Raw genomic sequence first — 25,534 nt, 5'->3', positions numbered from 1 at the left:
TTCATTCAAATCTTCTTATATCTACTTCATTTTGTAATTTTATAGAATACTCCATAAAATCATATATTTCCTCTGCCATTGTAGGAGCTAACATAACCCCTCGACTTCCTAAGCCATTAAAAATATAGACATTAGATTTTTCAGGATGACATCCTAATAAAGGTCTTCTATCTATTACTGTAGGTCTTATTCCTGCAAATTGTTTTATAATTTTATAATCTATTTGTAAAAATTTGTTTAAATTTTCTATTAATTCTATTTTTCCTTCTTCTGATATTTCATCATTTACTTCTCTGTAATAGTAGGTTGCTCCCACATAGTAATAATCTTTTTCCATAGGCATAATAAAAACTTTAGACTTAACTATGTCTTTTAAGCCTAAGCCATTAGCATGTATAACCATAGTTTCTCCTTTTAACCCTTCCATAGGCAGATGTTTAAAAAAAGGATTTTCTTTAAGTGCATATCCATCACAAAAAACTAGTTTACCTGCTTTAAGCCCTTTATATTCAATATAATTAGATTTAATTACTAGTGAATTAAAATCAAAAATATCATCTATTAACTGATTTTTTGAAATTAAATATTTCCTAAATTCTCTTAATAATTCTCTTACAAATATTTTACCACAATGTTTAACCTTACCATATCCAAAATTAGCTTTTATAAAGGGATTTATATTTTCATATACATTAGAATCTAAGAAAGGAATTAAATTTTCATTTCGTTGAGACTTTTTTATCCATGTTTTTACTTCATCTTCATTTGAAAAAATTCTATATAAATTAGACTGATAAACTAACTTTACTTGTAATAATTTTTCCAATTGAGTAAATTCATCTATTAGTTTTGTAATTTCCTTCTGGGCATTCCATACAGGTGTAAATCTCTTTAAAACAACAGGATTATACATACCGGAAGAAACAAATGAAGCTGAATTAGATACTATATCAACAACTTTAAAGGTTTTATTCTCTTTAATTAGTTTATGAGACAAACATGTACCTGCTAATCCTTGACCTATAATAAGATAATCTAACATAAATTTATATTTAAGGATTAAATTTGATAATTTAATTACATATTATAGCAAAGATAAAAAAAAGTCCTAAATCATAATAATTTAGGACTTTTTATAAAAATAAAGTTTTTTTTAATAATTCCACATATTATTTTCTTTTTGTAGAATTTCATTTTTTATACGATTACTTTCTTCCAGCTGAGCTTTAGAATCTTTGGGAATATAATTTGCAATTTCCCCATCACCATACTCAGATTGATACTTATATATGATAGAACTAAATCTTCTAGCATTTAATACATCATCATAAGTTATTGAAGAAGAACCATTTTTTGAATTAAATATCGTGTAACTAGTTAAAACATCTCTTGCATCCGGATAATAGATCCAAAATAAATCAATCATTTCATCTCCCCCTTCATAACCCAGCAATGTTGCATCTGTTAAACCCATTGTTTGAGGATCTGGCCCCATAGGAGCAATTCCTAATAAACGATATTTCATTTGTCCCAACCTTTTATCGATATACCACATACCTTTAATCTTAATTAACTTAACTTTTTTAGTATCTGTTTTAAAATGATCGGTACCTTCTAAAATATCTTGTTTAGTTATAGTTTCTCCTGAGGCTCTTTTTTCCTGCAACCAATCCGATTCTCTAACTGCCTGAATTTTATTTTTTATATTGGCAGAATCTACTCTTGCTGTGAAATTATCATCATCATAAACTTCTTTAATTTTTCCTGACATCATTCCTTCAAATAAAGCATCATAAAGAGATACATAATTTGCAGAAACATCATTATAGGAATAATAATACGGTTGATTTAATTTTTCATTTAAATCTATAATCTCCCATACAACTTTAGACCAAAGAATATCTTTATCTTCTATATATCCATATGGAAGAACAGTTTGTTGGGTGGATATAGTATCTGTTTTATTAACAATATCATACTTTTCTGCCCTCATTTTTCTTAGTTCTTCAGGAGATTTCGCATTCAAAATATTTTGAGAATATACTCCTGTGTTAATCAATATTGTTAAACAAAATACTAGATATTTCATAGTAAAATTAAAATTTCAATGTTATTGTACATTAATTAAAATTGGAGAGATATTCTGCTGAGCTACTCCTGTAGCTGTAGCAGAGATGTCAAATATTAACACCTGATCTCCTGACTTAGCTCTTGATAAAACACCTGAAGCAGCTCTTAATGAGTTACCTGAAACTACAGATGTTGGTAATCCTGTAACTTTTACTTTAAATCCAGTAACGTTAAATGAAACAGGGAATTCAAAGTCTGGAATTGAAGCACCTACTGTCTGATTTGGTAAAGAAGATGCCGGCATTGCTAAAACATTTCTACCTCTAATTTCTCCCTGTGCTTTTGGTACATTTTTAATTCTGAACGTTACTGTTTTACTAACAGATTTTCCTGAAGAAGTTCTTCCTGAAATTGTAAAAGTGGTAGTTGCACCTCCTCCTGCTCGGTAAATCCATCCACCTCCAGATCTAGAAAGGCTTCCATTAGACGTACTCATATTTATAGTTGATGCATCTACACCTGTAACAGAGCCACTCATCGGGTTATCTACACCTCTATAAACTACATTCATCTTATCTGCAACAACACTTGCTCCTGTAGGCATTTCTTTTGTAGTTTCATAAACTACTTCATAGGTTTCATTAAATGACTCTGTTTTAACTCCATTTGGAGTTTCATAAGAAATAGAACCTGAAAGTTTTTGTACTCCAGAACCGGTTGCTGTCATACCTATTACAGCCTTACCTCCAGATAATGGTATACTTCTTCCATTTAAATTAATAGAACCTTTTAATGTATTATCATAAGCTCCAAAACCAACAACTACATCAAATCTTTCTCCGGTTTTTACATATTTAGGAGAAGATACAATAGGTACAAAAGCTTTTAATTCTATTTCGTCCTGAAGCTTATTTGCTAATAAATCTCTTACTCTATTTCCTTCTTCCGTACGAATATTAGCTTCTAACCTTGACAAATTGGTTAAAGCTGCAATCATTGGTTGTTCATAAAACTGATTAACCAACCATGATTTACCTTTTTTATTAGAAAAATTAAATAATTGTTTTATTCTGTCTTGAGACTTTTTATCCATGCCTTCTTGCATAAATTTTACAAAAGTCTGAACTTTATCTACCATACTTTTAACGGATTTAGTAGGTACATTATCGCTAACAAAGAAAACTTTATTTACAACGTCTGTATTTTGTAAAGAATTATAATTGGTCTCTTGTCCATTTTCCGAACCTGTATAACCTGAAGCTGTTTTTAGGGCTGTTTTAACAGATTCTATTTCTTTAATAGCTTCATCTGCTTGTTTCCTTAATGAATTAGCTTTTTCTGAAATCCCCACATATCCTTCATCACCATCCTCTTTCTTTTTTTCTATTTGTTCGTAAAATGTTGAATTATTTAAATTGGTTAATGATGTGGAAAGTTCAAGAGATTCATTAACCCCTTCAAAGGATCTTAAAACTTCTCTATCAACATTCATAGCCATCATTGCAATAAACACTAAATACATTAGGTTTATCATTTTTTGACGTGGTGTGCCTGCTGCTGCCATATTACTTATTTAATTTAATTTAAAAAATTATTAAGCTTTCATGGCATTTAACATACCCCCATATACTTTGTTTAAGTTGTTTAGGTTTGATGTTAATTCTTCTAATTGTTTTTGAAATTGAGCAGAATTTTCTCCTGCTTTGGCTAAATCTTCAACAAATTTTTGATTGATTTCTGTATATTTTTTACCTTCTTCTAATTGTAGTTGATATAAAGCATTTAAAGATTCCATATGAGTTGCAGCTTTAGTTAACTGGTCTCCATATTTTTGTGTAGCTGAATTGGCTTCTACTGTTTTGTTAATTTCGCTAACAGCTGCACCAAAATTTTCTATACCTCCTCTTAACCTGTCAAATAAATTAGCATCTAATTTAGCTTGCGATAACATTTGATCTAATTTTGTCGATAAAGATACTTCTGCTTCTTTAATAAGTTTTTCTTCTTCAGGTACTTTGACTTTTCTTTCAATTGGTTTACCGTCTAAAAGTTCAGGGTATGCTTTTTCCCACTCATACTCTCCTTTTGGTGTATCAAAAGCAAAAACTACAAATATAAAAGCTTCTACTATTAATCCAATTCCTAGTACAAAACTACCTGAGATTGGTCCTAAAGATAAGTGATTTACTTTAAAAAGAGCCCCTAAGATAACTACTGCGGCACCTAGAGAATAAACCATATTTAATACTTTATCTTTTGAACTTGATTTTGCTGCCATAATAATTTAATTTTTCTTATTTTATAATTTTTTGTTAATTTAATTTTTATCTTATTTGATGTTTTTGTATTGAAGGATATTTTACTTTAGCTCCTTCCGGTGTTGTCTGTACTCTTCTAAATCCTATATAACTTCTTGCGGAATCTTTATGTTCCCAGTCTCTTTCGCTAAGCATTAACATGTACCCTATATCTTTCCAAGACCCTCCTTTTATAACTTTTCTCGGATCTTCAATTCTATTACCAAGATAAGGATTTAAAGTAGAAGAAATTATGTACGAACTATTGTTGTACGCAGATATCGTCCACTCCGAAACGTTCCCAGCCATATCATATAAACCAAATCCGTTTTTATGAAATGACTTCACCGGAGCAGTATATAAAAAGCCTTTTTCACTTTCCATATAATCTCCTCTTTTAGGTTTAAAATTAGCTAGATAACAACCTCTATCATCAATTAAGTAAGGACCTCCCCAAGGATAAGGAGCATTTTCTAAACCACCTCTTGCAGCATATTCCCATTCAACTTCTGAAGGTAATCTATATGGAAATATTCTTTCTTTTCTCTTTTTTAAACTTTGATTGTAATCGTTTTTTGCTTTTGTACTGTATGCACAAAATGCTCTTGCCTGATCCCAAGTTACTCCTACAACAGGGTATTTGGAATATGCTTTATGCCAAAAATATTGTTCAAAAAGAGGTTCATTGAAAGAATAATTAAAATCTCTCAACCAAACTGTAGTATCTGGATAAATTGCTATAGATTCTGTCTTCATAAAATTTTTCCCTCTTCCTTTATTTTTGACTGCTTCTAACTGATCTATCCAAGTAAATCTATATATTAATTTTCTACTATCAAATACTCTTTCGTTATTGAAACGCTCCTCAGGAGGATAATAAAGAGATTCCATTGCTTCTGCATATGCTACATCAGGATAATTCCTAGTAGACCATTCAATTGGAACAGACCAGTCCAATTTTTTAGTTTCGTCATATCCATCTCTTCCACCATGTTCTTCTAAATATTGTTGATATGCTGATTGTTCTTCTTCAGATTTTTTATTTAGATAAGCGTATCTTTCTATTCCATCATCTCCATTTCCTCCTCCACCTTCACCTCCAGCTTTTTCCGCTAGTGTGGACCTTACAATAGAGTCTCTAACATAATTCACAAATACTCTATATTCTGCATTTGTTACTTCTGTATCATCCATATAAAATGCAGAAACAGTCACAGTAGTTAATGGTGATTTTGTATCGGTTCCTGTAAAATCCATGTCTGATTGTCCTAAAACAAATGCTCCTCCAGGGATTGGAACCATGCCATAAGGTCTTTTAGAAGACCATTCTTGCCCTTTTTGTGTCACTACAATCTCCCCTTGTATACCTGGCTTACCTGCCTTTCCTTTTTTAGATTTAGAAGATTTACAAGATGTAATTGCGGTTACCGCAAATAAGAGTAATATAACTTTTCTCATTATAAACATTATGTTTCTTAAAAAATGTAAAACTAATATTTTTTTAGTTCATTTAAAAATTTTTGTTTGTTATAAACGAAATTAATATTTATTAAGTTTTTAATTTTATAAAAATCGTTTAAACGTTTTCCAATATCTTTCGGGAATATTCCCTTTTAATGCTTCTTTATAATCTTTTTCTGAACAAGGAACTAAGAATGTTGACTTTTTTTCATATTCGAAATTTACTGCTAACCACCATTTATCAACATATTTATCTTTCAAAAAAATTAGTTCTTTATCTTCATGTAATACAATATATTTTATGTATTCTTCATTTTCATAATATTGTTGTTGGTTCTTTCCTTCTATAAAGTACCATAACATTTGAGAAACTAACTTTTCATTCATTTTATTGTGTGAATATCCTAAAAAATTAAATATTCCTAGAATTTTTATTTGTTTAGATAATCCAACATATTTTGTTAAAGTACATATTTCTCTATTTGTAAAACCATTGGGGGTACTTCCAGAAGAAAGGCTCCCATCAATTGATTCTATTGAATCTAAATTAATTGCAATAAAATCAGAACTCCTAAATACTGGTTCAGAATTTTTTATATTCTCTGAAATATCTCCTAATCTATATCCTTCAAAATCAATACTATTAAGTATTTTTAATGTAGGTTTTGAAACAAAATAACTCTGATACCCTATGTTTGCAAAATTAAAAAGTAAACTTGGCTCTTGCAACATCATTTGGTATAAATAATTTTTATCTGTATTTACTTCTATAGAGTTATTTATTTCTATTTTTGAGTCTATTGCTGTATAGTTTAAGGGTTTATCTAATTTTGAAAGTGCTTTATATATGGATAAGTTTAAGCTTATACTTCCTCCTAAAACTATAGGAAAAACTTTCATTTTTAAAAGAACTTCAATTACACGTTGTAATGCAAAATTAGTGTCTTCCCAATCTTTTCCAGGAGCAATATCTCCTAAATCATATAAATCTATATCCCAATCATTCCAAATTAATTCATATAATTCTTTTCTTATGAGTCTAATGTTCGAATATTCTTTACTGCATAAAGATCCTCTTAAATCCGGACAACCGATTATAGCGATACTATTTTCTTTTAACTTATTCTTCCAATAAAGTTTTACCTTATTCCCTATGGAATTGGGATGTAAATGAATCATCGATTCATCGACAGGATGCAAATATTCTTGTAAGGTTTTCACTAATTTTTTTTAGACTTTGCCTTAGTTTTACTTTTGGGCTTTGTTGCTTTTTCCGATATTATTTTTTTAACCTCTTCTAATGTCAATTTTTCAGCATCTATCTCTTTTGATATTCTGTAATTTTCTTTTCCTTTTTTAATGTAAGGTCCCCATCTACCCATAAGTATCTCGATTACAGGGTCTTCTTGATCAAAAGATTTTATAAATTTATTTTTGTCAGCACTTCTTTTAGTTTCTATTAATTCTATTGCTCTTTCTAAGGTTATTGTGGATATTTCATCTCCTTCTTTAGGCTTTAATGATACAAATTTATTATCGTGCTTTACATAAGGACCAAATCTTCCTACATTTACCTCCACTTTTTTTCCTTCATACTCTCCTAAATACCTTGGCAATTCAAATAATTTAAGGGCTTCTTTCAGGGTTATGGTATTAATTTGTTGTCCAGGCATTAAACCAGCAAATCTAGGTTTTTCTTCACTATCTGTATCTCCTATTTGGACCATAGGACCAAAACGACCTATCCTAGCATATACATTTTTTCCACTTTCAGGATCCTGTCCTAATAGTTTTTCTCCTGTAGCTCGCTCTGCAGTTTTTTTTACATCTTCTACATGTGGATGAAAATCTTTATAAAAATCTGTGAGCATTTCTTTCCAATTTTCTTCTCCTTCTGCAATGTTATCAAAGTCTTCTTCTACTTTTGCAGTAAAATTATAATCTAATATATTGGGGAAATTTCCTATTAGAAATTCATTTACTACTAATCCTATATCTGTAGGAAATAATTTTCTTCGATCTCCTGCATAATTTTCTTTCTCTTTACTTTCTTTTATTATTTTGTTTTTTAAAACAATTTTTTGTATTTCTCGTTTTTTAGGTTCCAGATCTCTAATTTCTACATATTGTCTTTTTTGAATGGTAGAAATTGTAGGTGCATAAGTAGAGGGTCTTCCTATCCCTAATTCTTCGAGTTTTTTTACCAGAGATGCTTCATTATACCTGGCAGGAGGTCTACTGAATTTTTCTGTTCCTACTATTTCTTTTAGATTCAATACTTCTCCTTTTTCTACTTTAGGTAAAAGCCCTTCTTCCTTTTCTTCATCATTACTAAATTCATCTTCTGATTGTATATGATATAGTTTTAAAAATCCATCAAAAACAATTACCTCTCCTTTTGCAATAAATTTTTCCTGAAAGTCCGGATTAGTTATTTCAATTATTGTTCTTTCCAATTGGGCATCTGACATTTGAGAGGCTAATGTCCTACGCCATATTAAATGATATAATTTTTTTTGTGCTTCATCTGTCCCTGCTGTTTGAATAGCCAAATTTGTAGGTCGTATAGCTTCGTGAGCTTCTTGGGCTGACTTACTTTTTGTTGTAAATTGTCTGGATTGTAAATATTTTTCTCCAAATTGTTCTTTAATTACATTTTTAGCCAAATTAATAGCTTCCTCAGATAAATTTACACTGTCTGTTCTCATATAAGTTATATGTCCTGATTCATATAACTGTTGAGCAAGCATCATTGTTCTACTAACTGAAAATCCTAATTTGGAAGCTTCTTGTTGTAAGGTAGAAGTTGTAAATGGTGCTGAAGGGGTTCTTTTTCCAGGTTTAGTTTCTATATTTGAAACAACAAATTCTTTTGATTGAGCTTTTTTTATAAAATTTAATGCCTGAGAATATTCACTAAAATCTGTATTAAGTTTACTTTTTAGTAAATTTTGTGTATTATTAAAAAAATTTGCTTCTATTTTGTAGCTGGGAACAGATACGAAATTTTGTATTTCAGTTTCTCTTTCACAAATTAAACGCACTGCTACTGATTGTACTCTTCCTGCAGATAAACCAGCTTTTACTTTTGACCAAAGAATAGGAGACATTTCAAATCCTACTAATCTGTCTAAAACTCTACGTGCCTGTTGCGCGTTAACTAAATTAATATCAATATCCCTTGGATTCTGTATTGCTTTTTGAATTGCATTTTTAGTAATTTCATGAAATACTATTCTTTTCGTATTTTCAGGTTTTAATTTCAATTCATTATATAAATGCCAAGCTATGGCCTCTCCTTCCCGATCTTCATCGGAAGCCAACCAAACAACTTCTGCTTTTTTAGCTAATGATTTTAATTTTTTAACTACTTCTTTTTTATCGGAAGAAACTTGGTAAATGGGCTCTAATTTTTTCATATCAATCCCCATATCTTTTTTAGCTAAATCAGTTATATGTCCATAACTTGATTCTACTTCAAAGTCCTTTCCTAGAAATTTTTTTATGGTTTTTGCCTTTGCTGGCGATTCCACAATTACCAAATTCATGTGTAAAATTTTTTGCGAAATTAGAAATTTTTTATTAATTTTTAGTTTTAGTTTGTTTTTTTATTTTTAGGCTAAAAAATTATATTCTTTATAATTTATTAATATTCATTAAAATGTAATTTAGTCCATTGTCTCTTTTCTTCTTCATATGATTTTATTTTTTATTTTTGAAATGAAATTCTTTATTTGTATTATGAAAAAATAATATTTTTATTCTTTTTATACTGCTCTCTGTGGGGACAAAAGAAGAGCATATACTAAACAGAACTCCCTGATAATTTATCTTATGAACTTATTTCAAACAAAATAAACACTGATAATATCCGAATTAAAAAAATAAAAACTACGACTCTTGAAGAAAATGGAATAGATGGTTTTTCCCTATCCTATGAAAAAGCTAATACCCTTACTTTTGACGCTTTATTTTCTTTATATAAATATTCTTCTCAAGATTATATTAGTAAAGGTTTAGCTTTTTATGAAAAGAAAAAACAATACTTACGATCTAAAGTTTGCTAATTTAAATGCTTTTTTCTGCCTTAGCTGTAATAATGCTGGTATCCAGGATTTTTATCTACACAGAGATACTCTTGTCATCGATATTCTTTGGGGGCCAAGCATTGCTCCTCAATTTAAAGAGTTTCATTTTATTTTTAACAAAAAGAAACAAAACTGGTTTTTAACTTCTACTATTTCATTAGGAGGAAATGATGCCGGCACTGTTTCAAATTCTTATTATAAAATATTAAATCCTATAATTTCAATTAAAGATTTTTATGCTGAAAATTCTTTAGCCCTATTTAATCAAAAAGCAGAAAGCATTTCTATTGGCTTTGAACCGGGAAATTTTAAAAAATTACTTGAGCAGCTAAAAAATATCAAGGAAAAAAATCAGGAAAAATATTTAGAAAAAATTCTAACAGAACGTGAAATATTTTTGATCTCTTATCAATATAGTTATAATAGAGTATCAGATATTGATTATTCTACAATAACGCTAAAAAATGTGCAATACGCCAATGACTGTGGTTACTATTTAGAACAAATGAACATTCTTAATCCTGCTGAAGAGTTACTAAAGAATGTTATACGTCAATTTCCTGACCGAATGGTTGCTTACTTGAATTTGGGAGATGTATATAGAAAAAAGAAAGCCCTGAAAAATGCTACTTACAATTATCATATATATGTTAATATGATGATGAATAAGGGATTGAGTGATAAAATCCCTTTATATGTATTGGATTACATTAATTAAATTTTCTGTATTTGATCGGATTCATATATATGCACATTTAAAAGATTTTCTTGGACTGTTTTATACATAGCATAAGCCACTTGTGCCGCTTGTATAGGTTTGTATTTTTTTAATCTTCCTAATAAAAATATAGAAAAAAATGACAGTATAATCCCCCCTACTTTTTCTCCAATTCTTATTTCTTTTCTTTTACCTAATAAAAATGGAGGGGCGAAAAATAAATGTTCCTGAAAATTTCATTTCTTGTATTCTTTTTTCTAAAATTCCTTTAGTTTTAAGATAATAATTGCTTGATTTGGGATTTGCTTTTATTGAAGTTATTAGCAAAAAGTTCTTCATTCCATTCTCTTTTGCTATTTCTGCAAATTTTACAGGGTAATTGTAATCAATTTTCATGAAATTTTCTCTGGTTTTGGCTTTTTTTATTGTAGTTCCTATGCAACAAAAAAAATCATCTCCTTTTATATACTCAGTATAAAGATCTATGCTATTAAAATCAATGCTGTATTGTATTAGTTTACTGTTACTTAATTCTATCTTTTTTCTTACAAAAATTATAACTTTAGAATATTCTTTACTTTTTAAAAGAACATCTACTAATTTACTTCCAACTAATCCTGAAGCACCTAAAACTACTGCTGTTTTCATTCATATTTTATTTATTACTTATGAGGTGAACAATGTGTGTTTTAAAATTGTAAATATTCTTTGATCTTTATGAAAATTACGAAAAATTATTAGGATATGAAATTTTTGTTTATATTTTTTTATTGCATCAATAAAAATTTATTCTGACATGATACTATTTAAATTTTTAGACGTGGATGTAATATCTATTTCTTTTTCTAAATTTTACATCTTCATGATGTTTGCTATATCCACTGATAAATATTTAATTTATTTATCCGTAGCCGACTTACTTTAATCTCCCCTTGATAAATGACTGTTTATAAGTCATTTATTTTTTTTGTATACTACAAAAGAGAACTACTAAAATATCTCTATTCTAATATTTTTGATAATTTTCGTTTCCTAACCTTTACAATACCATTTCCTATTTTAATTATTTTGATTTACAACATATGAGAAAATATAATCTGTTCTATTGTAAAAATAACTCTATTTCTCTTTCATAGCCTGATAGATATTAAAATGTATTTATGAATTAACATGTTTATTATTAAATGTTTGTGAAAGTAACCAGTGAATATATTATGGTTCTTATTTTGATTATAAAAAATTTCAGCTTAATAATGCCAAATCTTTTTTTTAATATATTTAGTTATAATTCTAAAGTTTCCCTTTTATAATTTGATCTACTACTTCCGGATTAAGTAAAGTAGAATTATCTCCTAATCCTTCCAATTCGTTAGATGCTATTTTCCTTAATATTCTTCGCATAATTTTTCCTGATCGGGTACGTGGTAAACCTTTTACAAATTGTATTTTATCTATTTTTGCTATCGGACCAATGGTTCTAGATATTCTGGTTTGAATTTCTTTTTTCACCAATTCTTCATCTTCCGGCTTTTCATAGGTAATAACAAAAGCATACAATGCATTTCCCTTTATATCATGAGGAAATCCTACAACTGCGGATTCAGTAACCAGATAATGTTCATTAATAACATTTTCTATAGGTGCAGTACCTAAATTATGTCCTGAAACAATAATTACATCATCTACTCTTCCTGTAATTCTATAGTTACCTGCTAAATCTCTTAAACCTGCATCTCCTGTAAAATATTTTCCTTTATATATACTAAAATATGTATCAATATATCTTTGATGATCTCCATAAATAGTCCTTGCCATTCCTGGCCAAGGGTATTTAATACATAAGTTCCCCTCTCCTTTAACTGTTTCTATCTCTCTGCCTTCACTATCCATTAAACAAGCCTGAATTCCTGGTAACGGTTTAGTTGCAAAAGCTGGTTTTGTAGCTGTAATACCGGCTAAAGGAGCAATCATAAATCCTCCCGTTTCAGTCTGCCACCATGTATCTACAATAGGACAATTTCCTTTCCCTATTTTTTCATTATACCATTCCCATGCTTCTTCATTAATGGGTTCTCCTACGGTTCCTAATACTTTTAAAGTGCTTAAATCATGGTTTTCAACATAATGTATGGGTTGTGCTTCTAATGATCTTATAGCGGTAGGAGCTGTATAAAAATGTGTAACTTTAAATTTATCTATTATTTCCCAAAACCTTCCATAATCGGGATATGAAGGAGCTCCTTCAAACATAACAGTAGTTATACCTGAACATAAGGGGGCATAAACTATAAATGAATGCCCGGTAATCCAACCTATATCGGCTGTACAAAAATAAACATCTTCTGGATCTCCTATTTGAAATACATTTTTAAATGCATAGGTTACATAAACCATATATCCTCCACAAGTGTGTACCATACCTTTAGGTTTGCCTGTAGATCCTGAAGTATAAAGTATAAATAAGGGATCTTCTGCATCCATTTCTTCTGCTGGACATATAGAACTGGCTTTTTTCATTTCTTCATGCCACCAAAATTCTTTTTTTCCTTTTACTTCTACTGGCTTATTGGTTCTGTTGACAATTAATACTGTTTCTATAGATGGAGTTTCTTGAAGAGCTTCATTTACAATTGCTTTTAAATCTATATATTTTGAACCTCGATAGTTACCATCACAGGTAATTAATAGTTTACATTCGGAGTCATTTATTCTAGAAACCAAAGCTGTGGAAGAAAATCCTGCAAATACAACGGAATGTATGGCCCCTATTCTGGCACATGCTAACAAACTTATTAGCAATTCGGGAACCATAGGAAGATAGATACATATTCTATCTCCTTTTTTTATTCCTTTACTTTTAAGTACATTACTTAATTTACAGACTTCCTGATGTAATTCTTTATAAGTAAATTTTCTATGAAGTTCCTGTGGCTCATTAGATTCCCATAGTAATGCTATCTTATCTCCATTTTTTTCTAAATGACGATCTAAACAATTTTCGGTAATATTGAGTTTTCCTTCTTTAAACCATCGAAAATCGGCTCGATCAAAATTATATTCCAAAACAGATTTCCAAGGTTTCTTCCATAAAAATGTTTGGGCTACTTCACTCCAAAAACCTTCAGGTTGGTCAATACTTATATCATAAATTCTATCATAATCTATATTATCTTTAATAACCAAATCATCTATATTTTTTTCCTGAATTTTTTTTACTACATTTTCTGATTTAAAGGCTTGCTCTATTTCTGAAACAATTATGGAATTTTGATTGTTTTCGATTATTTTATAGTCTTCTCCTTCTGCTATTTTACTAAGTATATTTCTCTGTATTTCTGCTGATTTATTTTTTGGAAGCCTTTTTACGTAAATTACTTGTTTCAAATCTGCATTTATTCCCATTTTATCAACAACCTTTCCTCGCAATTCTTCTGTTAATTTATAAATATCAACTTGTTCAAAAGCTTTAATTACAGGTACTGCAATAATTGCTTGCCCTTTAACTGAATCTCTTACTCCAATAACTGCAACTTCTGATATTTTAGAGTGAGAAGATAATATTTTTTCTAACTCCATAACAGATAATCTTTGTCCTGCAACATTAATTATATCGCCTAAGCTTCCTGTTGTATAAAAATTCCCTTTTTTATCTTGATAACCTACTCCACCAGTATTATAATATTTCGATAATTTCATGGTTACAAATTCATCTTCAGGCTTATTATTATTTATGTAACTAAATGAACCTGGCGGTAAGGGTTTAACAGCTACAATTATACCTGTTTCTCCTGTTATTGATAATTGTCCATTAGAATCTACGATTTTCATATTAAAACCTCTTATTGGCTTTCCAATAGAATCTGGTAATGGATCTTTTTTTCCTTTTTTTATTATTTTCCCTAATAATGGCCAAGCACCTTCTGAATGCCACCATAAATTTGCAATTTCTACCTGACTATGTTTGCGTAACCATGTTATTATATCCTTTCCTGAATCTTCTCCCGATAGTACTATTCTATGTAAAGAGTCTACGTTATATTTAAAAAAGTATTTACCTTCTGAATCTGCATTTAATATTTTTCTTATATTGGTATGTGGCGTTAATAAAACTTTGACCTTATATTGCTGAATTATTCTCCAATAAGCTCCTGGATCGGGAGTTCGGATGGAGCTTCCTTCATAAATAACAGAAGTTGATCTGTTAATCATAGGTGCTAATACTAAAAACGTATGTCCTATTCCTCCTCCTATATCAAATGCCGTAAAAATAGTTTCATCTGGTTTACATTTTAATATGTTATTCATAACATCTTTTAATGCCACAGCGTAATCTCCTGTATTATATACAGCTCCCCTGGCACTACCTTTCACTCCTGATGTATATAATATATATGCCGGAAAGTTAGAGGTTACTTCTACATATTTTTCAGGGTTTGAACTATTTAATAATTCTTCAAAATCTACATCATGTTTGTTATGACTATGCATGAACCCCAATTTCCTGTTATATGTTATTATTTTATCAGGAGTATGATTTGAGAGAGATATAGCTTCATCTACAATAGGTTTAAATGAAATTATTCTATCTACATCAATACTAGAACTAGCTGTAATAACAATTTTGGGCTTACAATCATTTATTCGCATTGCTATTTCACTTGCTGAATATCCGCAATAAACAACTGAAAATGTGACACCTAATCGAGCACAAGCTAAAATAGAAAAAGCTGTTTCCGGTATCATAGGCATATATATAAGTGCTACATCTCCCTTTTTTAATCCTAATTTTTTTAATCCACCTGATAATTTTTCTACTTTTTCTTTAACTTCATTATATTTATAGGATTTCTGTATTTGTATATTGGGTGAATCAAATATTAAAGCTATATTATTTCCAAATCCATCGTTAATATGTTTATCAATACATAGGTAGGACAAATTGACAATTCCATCTTCAAACCAAATATCATGTCCTTCTTTTTGTGCATAAAATTTATTAGGGGTTTTAAACCAATTTATTTTATTAGCAGCATCCATCCAATAATTCCGCACATTTTGTTGATTGCTCTTTTCCATTTTTGACTTTAGTTTTAAGATATTTATTATTTATTTATCAATAAAAGTAGAAAAAAAATTAAAAAAAAATTAAAAAATACAATAATGATCTATTTATAATTAAATTAAAACTAATAATATTTAAAAATATAATTTTGTAATATTCTTATTTTTCATAATTTACATTATGTTTTATGTTATTAATGATAAATATCATGTTTAATGAAACCTTAATTAATCGCTTTATTATTTTTTATTCATATTTTATCATATATTCTAAAAACAACATGAAAAATATTAACAAATACACAATACTACCATAAACTTTAATATTAATTATGCATAAAAAAAGGACAATTGATATGTATCAATTGTCCTTTTAAACTAAATATTTTAAAGTAGTTACATTTAATAACCAAATAACTTGGTATTTAATGCTTGTAAAGCTTCTTTTTTAAATTTACTATCTATAACTACTGAAATATTATGTTCGCTGCCTCCATAAGAAATCATATGTAAAGGAATTTCTTTAAACGCATCTAATATTTTCACCCCATAACCTGCTTCTTTTTTGGCTAAATTTCCAACTATTGCTATAATAGTTTGATCTTTTTCTACCTCAACATTCGCTATTTCTTTTAATTCTGCTATAATATTATCCAAATAAGAAGCATTATCTATTGTTAGAGATACTGCTACCTCTGAAGTTGTTATCATATCAATGGAAGTTCTATATTTATCAAATATTTCAAATATAGTTTTGAGAAATCCATAGGCAAGCAGCATTCTACCACTTCTTATAGTTATAGCATAAATTCCATCTTTAGCAGCAACAGCTCGTATTCCATCTGGAGTTTTAATATTGCCAATTAAGGTTCCTTTGGCATCGGGCTGCATAGTATTTTTAAGAGATACCGGAATACCTCTTTTTTGAGCTGGAAGAATACAAGTAGGATGTAAAATTTTAGCCCCAAAATAAGCGAGTTCAGCCGCTTCTTCAAAGCTTAATTCATCAATTGGATGTGTTTTTTCTACAAATCGAGGATCGTTGTTATGCATTCCATCAATATCCGTCCATATTTGTATTTCTTTGGCTTCAATTACCGCTCCTATAATACATGCTGTATAATCACTACCTCCTCTTTGGAGATTATCTATATCACCTTGTGCATTTTTACATATATAACCTTGGGTTATAAAAAAATTTATCTCCGGATATTTTTTAAGCTCTTTTTGAATATGTTCTTCTATATAGGACATATCCGGCTCACCTTCCTTATTAATTCTCATAAAGTCTAAAGCCGGAAGTAAAATTGATTTTTCTCCTATTTCACTTAAATAATAATGAAACATATGAGTACTTAAAAGCTCTCCTTGCGATAATATGATTTTCTCTTCTTTTGCAGTAAATAAGGGATAATCAATAAAGGTCCTTATATACTCAAAATATTGATCTATTAATTCATTCCCTTTTTGTAATATAGTTTTATTTGTATATAAATCTTTTATTTCTTTTCTATACTTTTTTTCAAGAGCATCTATTAATTCTTGAGCTTTCTTAATATTTTTTTCATATAATGACTGAGATATTTCTACTAAAGAATTAGTAGTTCCACTCATAGCAGATAAAACAACTATTTTAGACTCTTGGTTTTTTGTCAGTTCTGCAAGATTCTTTATACGTTCAGCACTCCCTACACTAGTGCCTCCAAATTTTAATACTAACATTTTTATTTTATTATAAAATTGAAGCAAAAATACATATTTTATAAATTCCTATATTTATTTATTCCTTAAAAGATCATTTCAGGACATTAATAAAATTATTATAATTTCAATCTTCTATAATGAGTTTTATTTAATTATAGAACTAAATGTTTAACATATCTTATTTTTTTATTATATCATATATATTTTTAGAAAATATTTTTATATTTATAAAAAACACCTCTCTTTTTAATATTAAAAAATACGTTTAAAATAACAATTTCACAAATATTATCTATAAAATAAAAAATTAGGTGTCAAATAAAATAAAAAAGACCATTTTTTTAATAAAATATATTGTATATAATCATTTATTAATTTAGAATTTAAAGTTAGGAGATATTAAATTTGCTTATTTAAATCTAAATTAAAAGAATTTATTAAATAATTTACAAATAAATTTATTTAATAAAAATTTATATTAAATAAAGATCATACATTATTATTAAAAACAAAAAAGAAGCTTGATAATATAAGCTTCTTTTTTATTAAAATTATAATTATTTTATTTATCTTTTGATATATCTTTTATTTTACGTTTTGCTTCTGCGGTCATATCCCCTACTTTATCACTTATCTTATTCCCAAAATCTTCTGCCTTATCTGACATATTACTAAAAAATGTAGATATAGATTCTTTCATATTTTCATATTTCCCTTTAATAAATTTATCCCAATCTATGTGAATATTTTCTTTAACCATAAAATCTTTTAATACAGATAACGTTTTCATTGCTTGATCTTTAGTTAAACCTACTTCATTTTGAAGTTTTTCTAATATATTTTCCATAACTTAACATTATATTTTAAGAGTTATTATATTTGAAAAACAAAAATTAGACCCAATTTATATTTTTTCTAATAATTTGTCATTATTTTTAAAAAATTAAAATAAAAACATATTTTACATGATTAAATTAATATACATTAATGTTATGAAACATATATTTTACTTATGCATTATTTTCTTTTCTTTGACAAACACCTGTTTTACTCAAACCAGAAAAGAAAATACTATAGTAATCAATAAAAATGAACAAAACATAAATGATCTACTTTCTACTATTTGGGAAGAAAGCCAAACATATATTTCTAAAGGACAAGTTGCAGACTACATCCCTGAATTAAGTAAAGCAAATAAGAATTTAGTTGGAATCGCTATCATTGATAATAAAGGCAAACTATATACAAAAGGAGATACCCAAAACAAATTTACTATACAAAGTATTTCTAAAGTTATTGCTCTTATGATTGCCGTTAATGAAAGAGGAGAATCATACATTTTTGAACGAATGGGTTATTATGGCACCAACGCTCCTTTTAATTCTTTTGATGAAATTCAAACACAGAACAAACCTCTAAACCCTATGATGAATGCAGGAGCTATTGTTACAACTTCTTTAATACTAGGAAAAAAAGAAGAGGCCTATCTCAAAATTTTGAAGATGATACGTTTTATTACTAAAAATGAATCTATTACGATCAATCAGGCTGTATATCTTTCCGAAAAAAAAACCGGAAACCGTAACCGGGGAATGTTTTATTTATTAAAAAATTATGGCTTATTTGAAGCTGAGGATGAGGAAAGCCTGAATAACTATTTTAGACAATGTTCCATAGAAGTAAATGCAGAAGATTTAGCTAAAATCGGTTACTTTTTTGCTCATGATTGTACTCGTTTTGATGGTGACAAAACCTATTATAACCCGGAAATGAGCAAACTAATCAATTCTATAATGCTTACTTGTGGTATGTATGATTATAGTGGCGAATATTCACGTAAAGTTGGTTTTCCCTCAAAATCTGGTGTTGGTGGAGGAATTATGGGCGTTGTACCAGGAAAATACGGCATAGGAACCTTTAATCCTTCATTAGATAACCATGGAAACTCAGTTCCAGGAATTTATATTATGGAAAGCTTAAGTAAAAAGTTAGATTTAAGTATTTTCTAAAAAAAATCTTTTATTTTACAAAATTAATTATCTTAGCATCGCCTAGAATTAAATAACTAACAATAATGAAAAATATAATCACTGCTTTATTTTTATTATTTTTGACAAGTTGTGGTATCGGTAATTATCCTTTAACAACTTTTTATGTAAAAAACACTTCTGATAAGCCAATTAATTTTAAAGCATCCGTTTTAAAATTTTCTCAATTGAATGGTTCTTATGTCATTACACAAAGTTTTGAAGTACCTCCCAATGATAGCCTTTTAGTAAGACAAGCTTATTACAAAAAAGATGCAGAAAATCCCCAAAATTGGTTTACTAAATTTGATATTTTTCCTGTAGATGGGATCTCTTTAAATGACCCTAATTTACCTGTTAACTGGAGAAAATATTTTAAAAATGGGAAACCTATTTTTACGTTTACTTTAAACCAATAATTTATGAAAAAAATATCATTTCTATTTTTAATTTTATTTCCTGTTTTAGTTTTTGCCCAAAATGAAAAAATTTTTGAACGTCTTTCTGCTATAGAAGATAATAATGGTAAAATTTGGTATAATATTGATGGATATAGTATATCTAAAGAGGTTTTCAATTCTGAATTTAATGAAAAGGGATTAAAAAAACTTTACCGAAAACATGCTATTACGAATGAAGACCAAAAAACTAAAAACGATAGTATTATAATTAATAATTTATATGTATTAAAAGAAAAAAAAATATCTGATAGCCTAATAGAAAAAAATTCTTATTATTTTCTAGAAAACCCAAATAAAAGCACTACTCTTATCTGGTTTGGTAAAACAGGGGACACAGATTTATCTATGGAACAAACTTTGGTCAATTTAATTATTGAAAATAAAATTCCTAAAGAGAATTTTAAATCTATGAATATTGAAATTCTTGATTTTGCAGGAAGACCTATAGATTTAGGTAAAAATAATTGTTATTGGACTTTTCTCAACACTGTACAATGTCCTGACTATGGAGAAATGAACTGGTCTATCCATAAAAGTTTAGTTAACGCAAAACAATCTATAAAAAATCAACTTCTTTTAACTTTATCAAGAAAAGGTGGAAAAATTGACTCTGAAGAATGGGTAGATGTTGAATTTGAAGGAGTATCAACCAAAGCAAAAAAGATAATTTACTCTTTTAAAGGCATTAAATCATTAATAACCAAAATATATGGAGGCAATACACTTACTATATATTATGTAGCTGATAAAGTGAGAGATAAATATATAAGTTGCGTATTAAGTTTTTGGAATGACGAAGCCAGCTCAACTGGCTTATCTCCTTTATTAGATAAAATAATGTCTTTAAAATAAATTATTTATTTCTTAATATCATGTTTAAATTAATTATTTCAACTAAAATTAATTTAAATTTCTATTATCTTATAATACAACTAATAAATAATCTTAATTTTTTTAGATGAAAAAGTCCTAACTTTGTTATATGAAATTTTTAGTTTTTGATACAGAAACCACGGGTTTACCGGCAAATGCCCATGCTCCTGTTTCTGATTCCGATAATTGGCCTAGAATGGTGCAAATTGCCTGGCAATTACATGATGAAAATGGAGATTTAATTGAAAACTATGACTTTATTATCAAACCTGAAGGGTATGACATTCCCTTTAATGCTCATAAAATTCACGGTATCAGTACCGAAAAAGCATTAGCAGAAGGACATAATCTTAAAACGGTATTAGAGAAGTTTAATGCAGTATTGGCTGACAGTCCTATTTTAGTAGGACAAAATATAGCATTTGATATACCTATTGTTGGAGCAGAATTCTACAGGAAATCTATTCAAAATACCATTGCAAATCTATCTCTTATAGATACCGCTCGTGAAGGAACAGACTTTTGCGCACTACCCGGAGGAATCGGTGGCGGATTTAAGTTCCCTAAACTATCCGAATTGTATGAAAAACTATTCGGTTATAATTTTGACGAAGCACATAATGCGGCTGCAGACGTAAATGCTACTGCCCAAGCTTTCTGGGAATTAGTGAGACTTAAACAGGTTAGTCCTCAAAAATTGCATTTTACAGAAGAAGAGCTCAATACTTTTATCAAAAATCATCCGGAACCATTTCAACCTTTCGATATAGTAATCCGTCAACAGGTAAAAGATTTTAATGAACAATTAAAAGAAAAAAAAGAGGGGAATCATAAATCTGTAGAAAATATTAATTACTCTCATTTTTTTCATTTTCATAACCATTCCGTATATTCCATTCTTACATCAACCAGTAAACATTCAGACCTTATAAAAAAAACATTAGAGTATAATATGCCTGCTCTTGGTATAACAGATTCAGGAAATTTAATGGGAGCCTTTGCCTTTCTAAACGAAATAAAAAAAGCAAATGGATCTATTAAGGATCATAATAAAAAAGTAGAAACAGGAGAAATTTCCGAACCTTTAAAAAAAGAAATACTTCCTATTATAGGATGTGAATTATATATTTCTGAAAACTATTTACAAAATAAATTTACTAAAGATAATCCTGATCGCAGATATACCCAAATCCTGATTGCCAAAAATCATGATGGATTTAAAAATCTTTCCAAATTATCTACTTTGGGTTATAAATTAGGATTATATGCTGGTTTTCCCAGAATTGGAAAAGAACTTATTGAGAAATATAAAGAAAACCTTATAGCCACAACCGGAGGTCTATCTTCTGAAATTCCGAGTCTTATCTTAAATGTTGGAGAGAAACAGGCGGAAGAAGCCTTTATCTATTGGTTAGGATTATTTGGTGAAGACTTTTATGTAGAATTATTACGGCATCATTTAGATGAAGAAGAGCACCTTAATAAAGTATTAATTAAATTTGCAAATAAATACGGGGTTAAAGTTTTAGCACAAAACGATACTTTTTATATTAATAAAGAGGAAGCCGAAACCCAAGATATTTTACTCTGCATTAAAGATGGAGAAAAACAATCTACTCCTATCGGAAGAGGATTCGGAAAACGCTATGGACTGCCTAACAAGGAATATAATTTTAAATCTCAAAAAGAAATGGCTCAATTATTTGCTGATATGCCTGAAGCTATTGAAAATTTTGAAGATTTTATTAAAAAATTTGAACCTTATCAATTAACACGAGATGTATTACTTCCCAAGTTTGATATTCCTGAAGAATTTAAAGATCCTCAAGATCAAATCGATGGGGGGAAAAGAGGTGAAAATGCTTATTTAGCTTATTTAACTTGGGAAGGAGCTAAAAAAAGATATGGAAATAATCTACCTGAGAAAACCAAAGAACGTTTGGAATTTGAACTGGAAACTATTGCAAAAACAGGATATCCCGGATATTTTCTTATCGTACAGGATTTTACTTCCCAAGCCCGAAAAATGGGGGTATCCGTAGGTCCAGGAAGAGGATCTGCCGCAGGTTCTGCTGTTGCTTATTGTATAGGAATCACAAATATAGATCCTATTAAATATGATTTACTGTTTGAACGTTTTCTTAATCCCGACCGGGTTTCTCTTCCCGATATAGATATAGACTTTGACGATAGAGGACGTGAAAAAATTATACAGTGGGTAGTAGATAAATATGGAGAAAATCAGGTAGCCCAGATTATTACATATGGTACGCTGGCAGGGCGATCTGCCATACGGGATGCCGGGAGGGTTCTTGAATTACCTTTAAGTGATACTGATCGTTTATCTAAGAATCTACCCTCTAGTCTAAACCTTACCAAACTAAAAAATAAGTCTGAAAATGACCTGATTAAAGATTTTGGCAAGGAAGAGGCTGAACCGGTACTTCAACTCAAACATAAATTTGAAGTGGATGATCTTGAAGGAAAAGTTATACAGAATGCCTATCAGTTAGAAGGAAGTTTACGCAATACCGGAGTACATGCCTGTGGTGTAATTATTACACCTGAAGATATAACCAATTTGATTCCGGTTGCCGTGGCTAAAGATTCATCATTACTCGTATCTCAGTTTGATAACTCTGTAGTGGAAAGTGCTGGATTATTAAAAATGGATTTTCTAGGACTTCGTACTCTTACAATTATTAGCGATACTATTGAAATTATTAGAAAACGTACAGGAGAAACTTTAAATCCTGATGAATTTCCTCTGGATGATGAAAAAACCTATGACATATTTAAAAACGGAAATACAGTAGGAATATTCCAGTACGAATCCCCTGGAATGCAAAAACATCTTAAAGCCCTTCAACCTGATAAGTTTGAAGATCTTATTGCAATGAATGCTTTATATCGTCCAGGACCGCTTCAATACATTCCTAATTTTATTAACCGTAAACACGGAAAAGAAGAAATTACTTATGACTTGGAAGATATGGAAGAATATCTTGCTGATACATATGGAATTACCGTATATCAAGAGCAGGTGATGCTTCTCTCCCAAAAGTTAGCCGGATTCAGTAAAGGAGATGCGGATGTGCTGAGAAAAGCTATGGGAAAAAAACAAATTGAAGTTCTTAATAAAATGGAGGCTCGATTTCTGGAAGGAGCTATTGAGCGAGGACATCCTGAAGATAAACTTAAAAAAATATGGGAAGACTGGAAAGCTTTTGCCCAATATGCCTTCAATAAATCTCATTCAACCTGTTATGCTTTTATTGCCTTTCAAACTGCTTATCTTAAAGCTCATTACCCTGCAGAATTTATGGCGGCACTACTTAGTAACAATTTAAATAACCTTAGTACGCTTACTTTCTTTATGGAAGAATGTAAAAATATGGGACTTGAAGTATTAGGTCCTGATGTGAATGAAAGTGACTATGAATTTACCGTAAATGAAAAGGGGGCTATCCGTTTTGGAATGGGAGCTATTAAAGGTATTGGTGAAAATGCTGTAGAAGCGGTGGTTCATGAAAGACAAAACAAAGGTAAGTACAGTAATTTATTTGAATTTTTTGAAAGGACGGATTTAAAAAATATAAATAAAAAAGTATTAGAAAATTTAGTATTAGCCGGTGCTTTTGATGAATTAGCCAATAATAATAGAGCCCAATTTTTTATTGAAGAAAATGGCTCTAGTACTATAGAGAAACTGGTCAAATACGGAATTGCATATCAGGACAATAAAAATTCTGCACAAAATTCTTTATTTGGAGATTTGGGAGATGAAGGTTTTGATGTTATGAAACCGGTAATACCTAATACAGAAGAGTGGAGTACAATGCATAAATTGAGTAAAGAAAAGGAAGTAGTAGGAATTTATATTTCCGCTCACCCTATGGATAACTATAAATATGAGATTGCCTTAATAAAGCCCAAAGATATAGCCGAAATTAATGAACATAAAGAAAACTATATTAATAAAGAAGTTTATATTTCCGGAATGATCACCCGTTTTGAGCATCGGGAAATTAATGATGGAAGAACAAGAGTTGCTTTTTTTGATGTGGAAGATAAAACAGGAACTATTTCATTGAAGCTTAAAAAGAACTATCTGGATTTACAAAAATATCTGATTCCTAATTTATTTGTATTAATTAAAATAACCGTGGGAATGATTCGGGATAATGGTTTTGTCTACATCAATGTCCTAAATATGGAAGAACTTAGTGAGGTAATTAGTAAACATGCTAAAAAACTAACCATTAAAATAAACTTAGAGGATCTGGATGAAAATACATTAACAACACTAAACAAGGTATGTGATGAAAATTCAGGTTCAAAAGATATTCATTTTGAGATTATTGACAAAAAAAATAATATGTTTCTGGAATCTGCGTCTATGAATAAACGTGTGAATATTACTAAAGAAATTCTGGATGTAATTAAAGATGAATTATTTTTAGATTTTAAACTCAATTAATATATTTTCTTTTTATGATTATATGTATATTAAATAATTAGTTTTTTTTATAATTTACCAAAAAAAATTATAAGTATAAATCTAGCATGTATTTTTATACCATTTTGAATATTATTGCTTTTATGGAAAAATCCTATATAATTCTAATAAACATAGGATAAAGTAATAAAATTTTCCTCTTGTTAAATTTAATTAATCAAAATTATTAATAATTATAACAATTCATTTTTAAATATAAAATAAATTATATTAATTTATAATTAAAAATAGCTGATTGTTTATTTTATTAAAAAA

General features: G+C 29.0%; 16 protein-coding genes. 5 read left to right on the top strand and 11 right to left on the bottom strand.

All coding sequences use genetic code 11. From position 1 onward, the window contains the following. Position 1: 1 nt before the first annotated feature. The 7 genes from C4S76_RS02785 to topA form a co-directional block, all read right to left on the bottom strand. On the bottom strand, positions 2-1,042 hold the full coding sequence (locus C4S76_RS02785; RefSeq protein WP_105192449.1) for an NAD(P)/FAD-dependent oxidoreductase: 1,041 nt from the start codon (positions 1,040-1,042) through the stop codon (positions 2-4). A 111-nt stretch (positions 1,043-1,153) separates the two neighbouring features. After that, positions 1,154-2,089, bottom strand: a complete 936-nt coding sequence (porN, locus tag C4S76_RS02780) for a type IX secretion system ring subunit PorN/GldN (protein WP_105192448.1) — start codon at positions 2,087-2,089, stop codon at positions 1,154-1,156. A 21-nt stretch (positions 2,090-2,110) separates the two neighbouring features. Continuing rightward, positions 2,111-3,634, bottom strand: a complete 1,524-nt coding sequence (porM, locus tag C4S76_RS02775; RefSeq protein ID WP_105192447.1) for a type IX secretion system motor protein PorM/GldM — start codon at positions 3,632-3,634, stop codon at positions 2,111-2,113. 30 nt (positions 3,635-3,664) lie between these two features. Further along, positions 3,665-4,348: a type IX secretion system motor protein PorL/GldL gene (gene porL / locus C4S76_RS02770; protein WP_105192446.1), complete on the bottom strand. Its 684-nt coding sequence runs from the start codon at positions 4,346-4,348 to the stop codon at positions 3,665-3,667. A gap of 46 nt (positions 4,349-4,394) precedes the next feature. Further along, positions 4,395-5,825, bottom strand: a complete 1,431-nt coding sequence (gene porK / locus C4S76_RS02765) for a T9SS ring complex lipoprotein PorK/GldK (RefSeq protein ID WP_105192618.1) — start codon at positions 5,823-5,825, stop codon at positions 4,395-4,397. Positions 5,826-5,930: 105 nt separating this feature from the next. Beyond that, positions 5,931-7,049 carry an arginase family protein gene (locus C4S76_RS02760; RefSeq protein ID WP_146105668.1) on the bottom strand — a complete coding sequence of 373 codons (1,119 nt, stop codon included), beginning with the start codon at positions 7,047-7,049 and terminating at the stop codon, positions 5,931-5,933. Further along, positions 7,049-9,376, bottom strand: a complete 2,328-nt coding sequence (topA, locus tag C4S76_RS02755) for a type I DNA topoisomerase (protein ID WP_105192443.1) — start codon at positions 9,374-9,376, stop codon at positions 7,049-7,051. Before topA ends, C4S76_RS02760 begins: the two co-directional genes overlap by 1 nt. 478 nt (positions 9,377-9,854) lie before the next feature. Between topA and C4S76_RS02750 the strand changes: the two genes are divergently transcribed. Next, positions 9,855-10,634 carry a tetratricopeptide repeat protein gene (locus C4S76_RS02750; protein ID WP_105192441.1) on the top strand — a complete coding sequence of 260 codons (780 nt, stop codon included), beginning with the start codon at positions 9,855-9,857 and terminating at the stop codon, positions 10,632-10,634. Positions 10,635-10,823: 189 nt separating this feature from the next. Here the strand turns inward: C4S76_RS02750 and C4S76_RS02745 are convergent, their stop codons facing one another. The 4 genes from C4S76_RS02745 to C4S76_RS02730 all read right to left on the bottom strand — a co-directional run bounded on the left by C4S76_RS02745 (position 10,824) and on the right by C4S76_RS02730 (position 18,246). Further along, the gene (locus C4S76_RS02745; RefSeq protein WP_105192439.1) at positions 10,824-11,282 is read right to left on the bottom strand and encodes an NAD(P)H-binding protein; all 459 of its coding nucleotides are present in this window, start codon (positions 11,280-11,282) and stop codon (positions 10,824-10,826) included. A 642-nt stretch (positions 11,283-11,924) separates the two neighbouring features. Continuing rightward, positions 11,925-15,710: an acetate--CoA ligase gene (gene acs / locus C4S76_RS02740; protein WP_245915779.1), complete on the bottom strand. Its 3,786-nt coding sequence runs from the start codon at positions 15,708-15,710 to the stop codon at positions 11,925-11,927. A gap of 387 nt (positions 15,711-16,097) precedes the next feature. Next, the gene (locus tag C4S76_RS02735; protein WP_105192435.1) at positions 16,098-17,417 is read right to left on the bottom strand and encodes an aspartate kinase; all 1,320 of its coding nucleotides are present in this window, start codon (positions 17,415-17,417) and stop codon (positions 16,098-16,100) included. Positions 17,418-17,961: 544 nt separating this feature from the next. Next, a complete protein-coding gene (locus tag C4S76_RS02730; protein ID WP_105192433.1) occupies positions 17,962-18,246 on the bottom strand; it encodes a hypothetical protein in 285 nt (94 codons plus the stop codon). A 145-nt stretch (positions 18,247-18,391) separates the two neighbouring features. Here C4S76_RS02730 and glsA point away from each other — a divergent pair, with 145 nt between their 5' ends. The 4 genes from glsA to dnaE all read left to right on the top strand — a co-directional run bounded on the left by glsA (position 18,392) and on the right by dnaE (position 25,240). Next, the gene (glsA, locus tag C4S76_RS02725; protein WP_105192431.1) at positions 18,392-19,408 is read left to right on the top strand and encodes a glutaminase A; all 1,017 of its coding nucleotides are present in this window, start codon (positions 18,392-18,394) and stop codon (positions 19,406-19,408) included. Positions 19,409-19,473: 65 nt separating this feature from the next. After that, positions 19,474-19,845 (top strand): hypothetical protein, encoded by a 372-nt coding sequence (locus C4S76_RS02720; protein ID WP_105192429.1) that lies wholly within the window; start codon positions 19,474-19,476, stop codon positions 19,843-19,845. A 3-nt stretch (positions 19,846-19,848) separates the two neighbouring features. After that, on the top strand, positions 19,849-20,739 hold the full coding sequence (locus tag C4S76_RS02715; RefSeq protein ID WP_105192427.1) for a hypothetical protein: 891 nt from the start codon (positions 19,849-19,851) through the stop codon (positions 20,737-20,739). A gap of 130 nt (positions 20,740-20,869) precedes the next feature. Further along, the gene (gene dnaE, locus C4S76_RS02710) at positions 20,870-25,240 is read left to right on the top strand and encodes a DNA polymerase III subunit alpha (protein WP_105192425.1); all 4,371 of its coding nucleotides are present in this window, start codon (positions 20,870-20,872) and stop codon (positions 25,238-25,240) included. Positions 25,241-25,534: the final 294 nt, after the last annotated feature.

This window comes from Apibacter adventoris, assembly GCF_002964965.1.
Taxonomy (GTDB): domain Bacteria; phylum Bacteroidota; class Bacteroidia; order Flavobacteriales; family Weeksellaceae; genus Apibacter; species Apibacter adventoris.
This window is presented reverse-complemented; position numbering and strand designations above follow the sequence as displayed.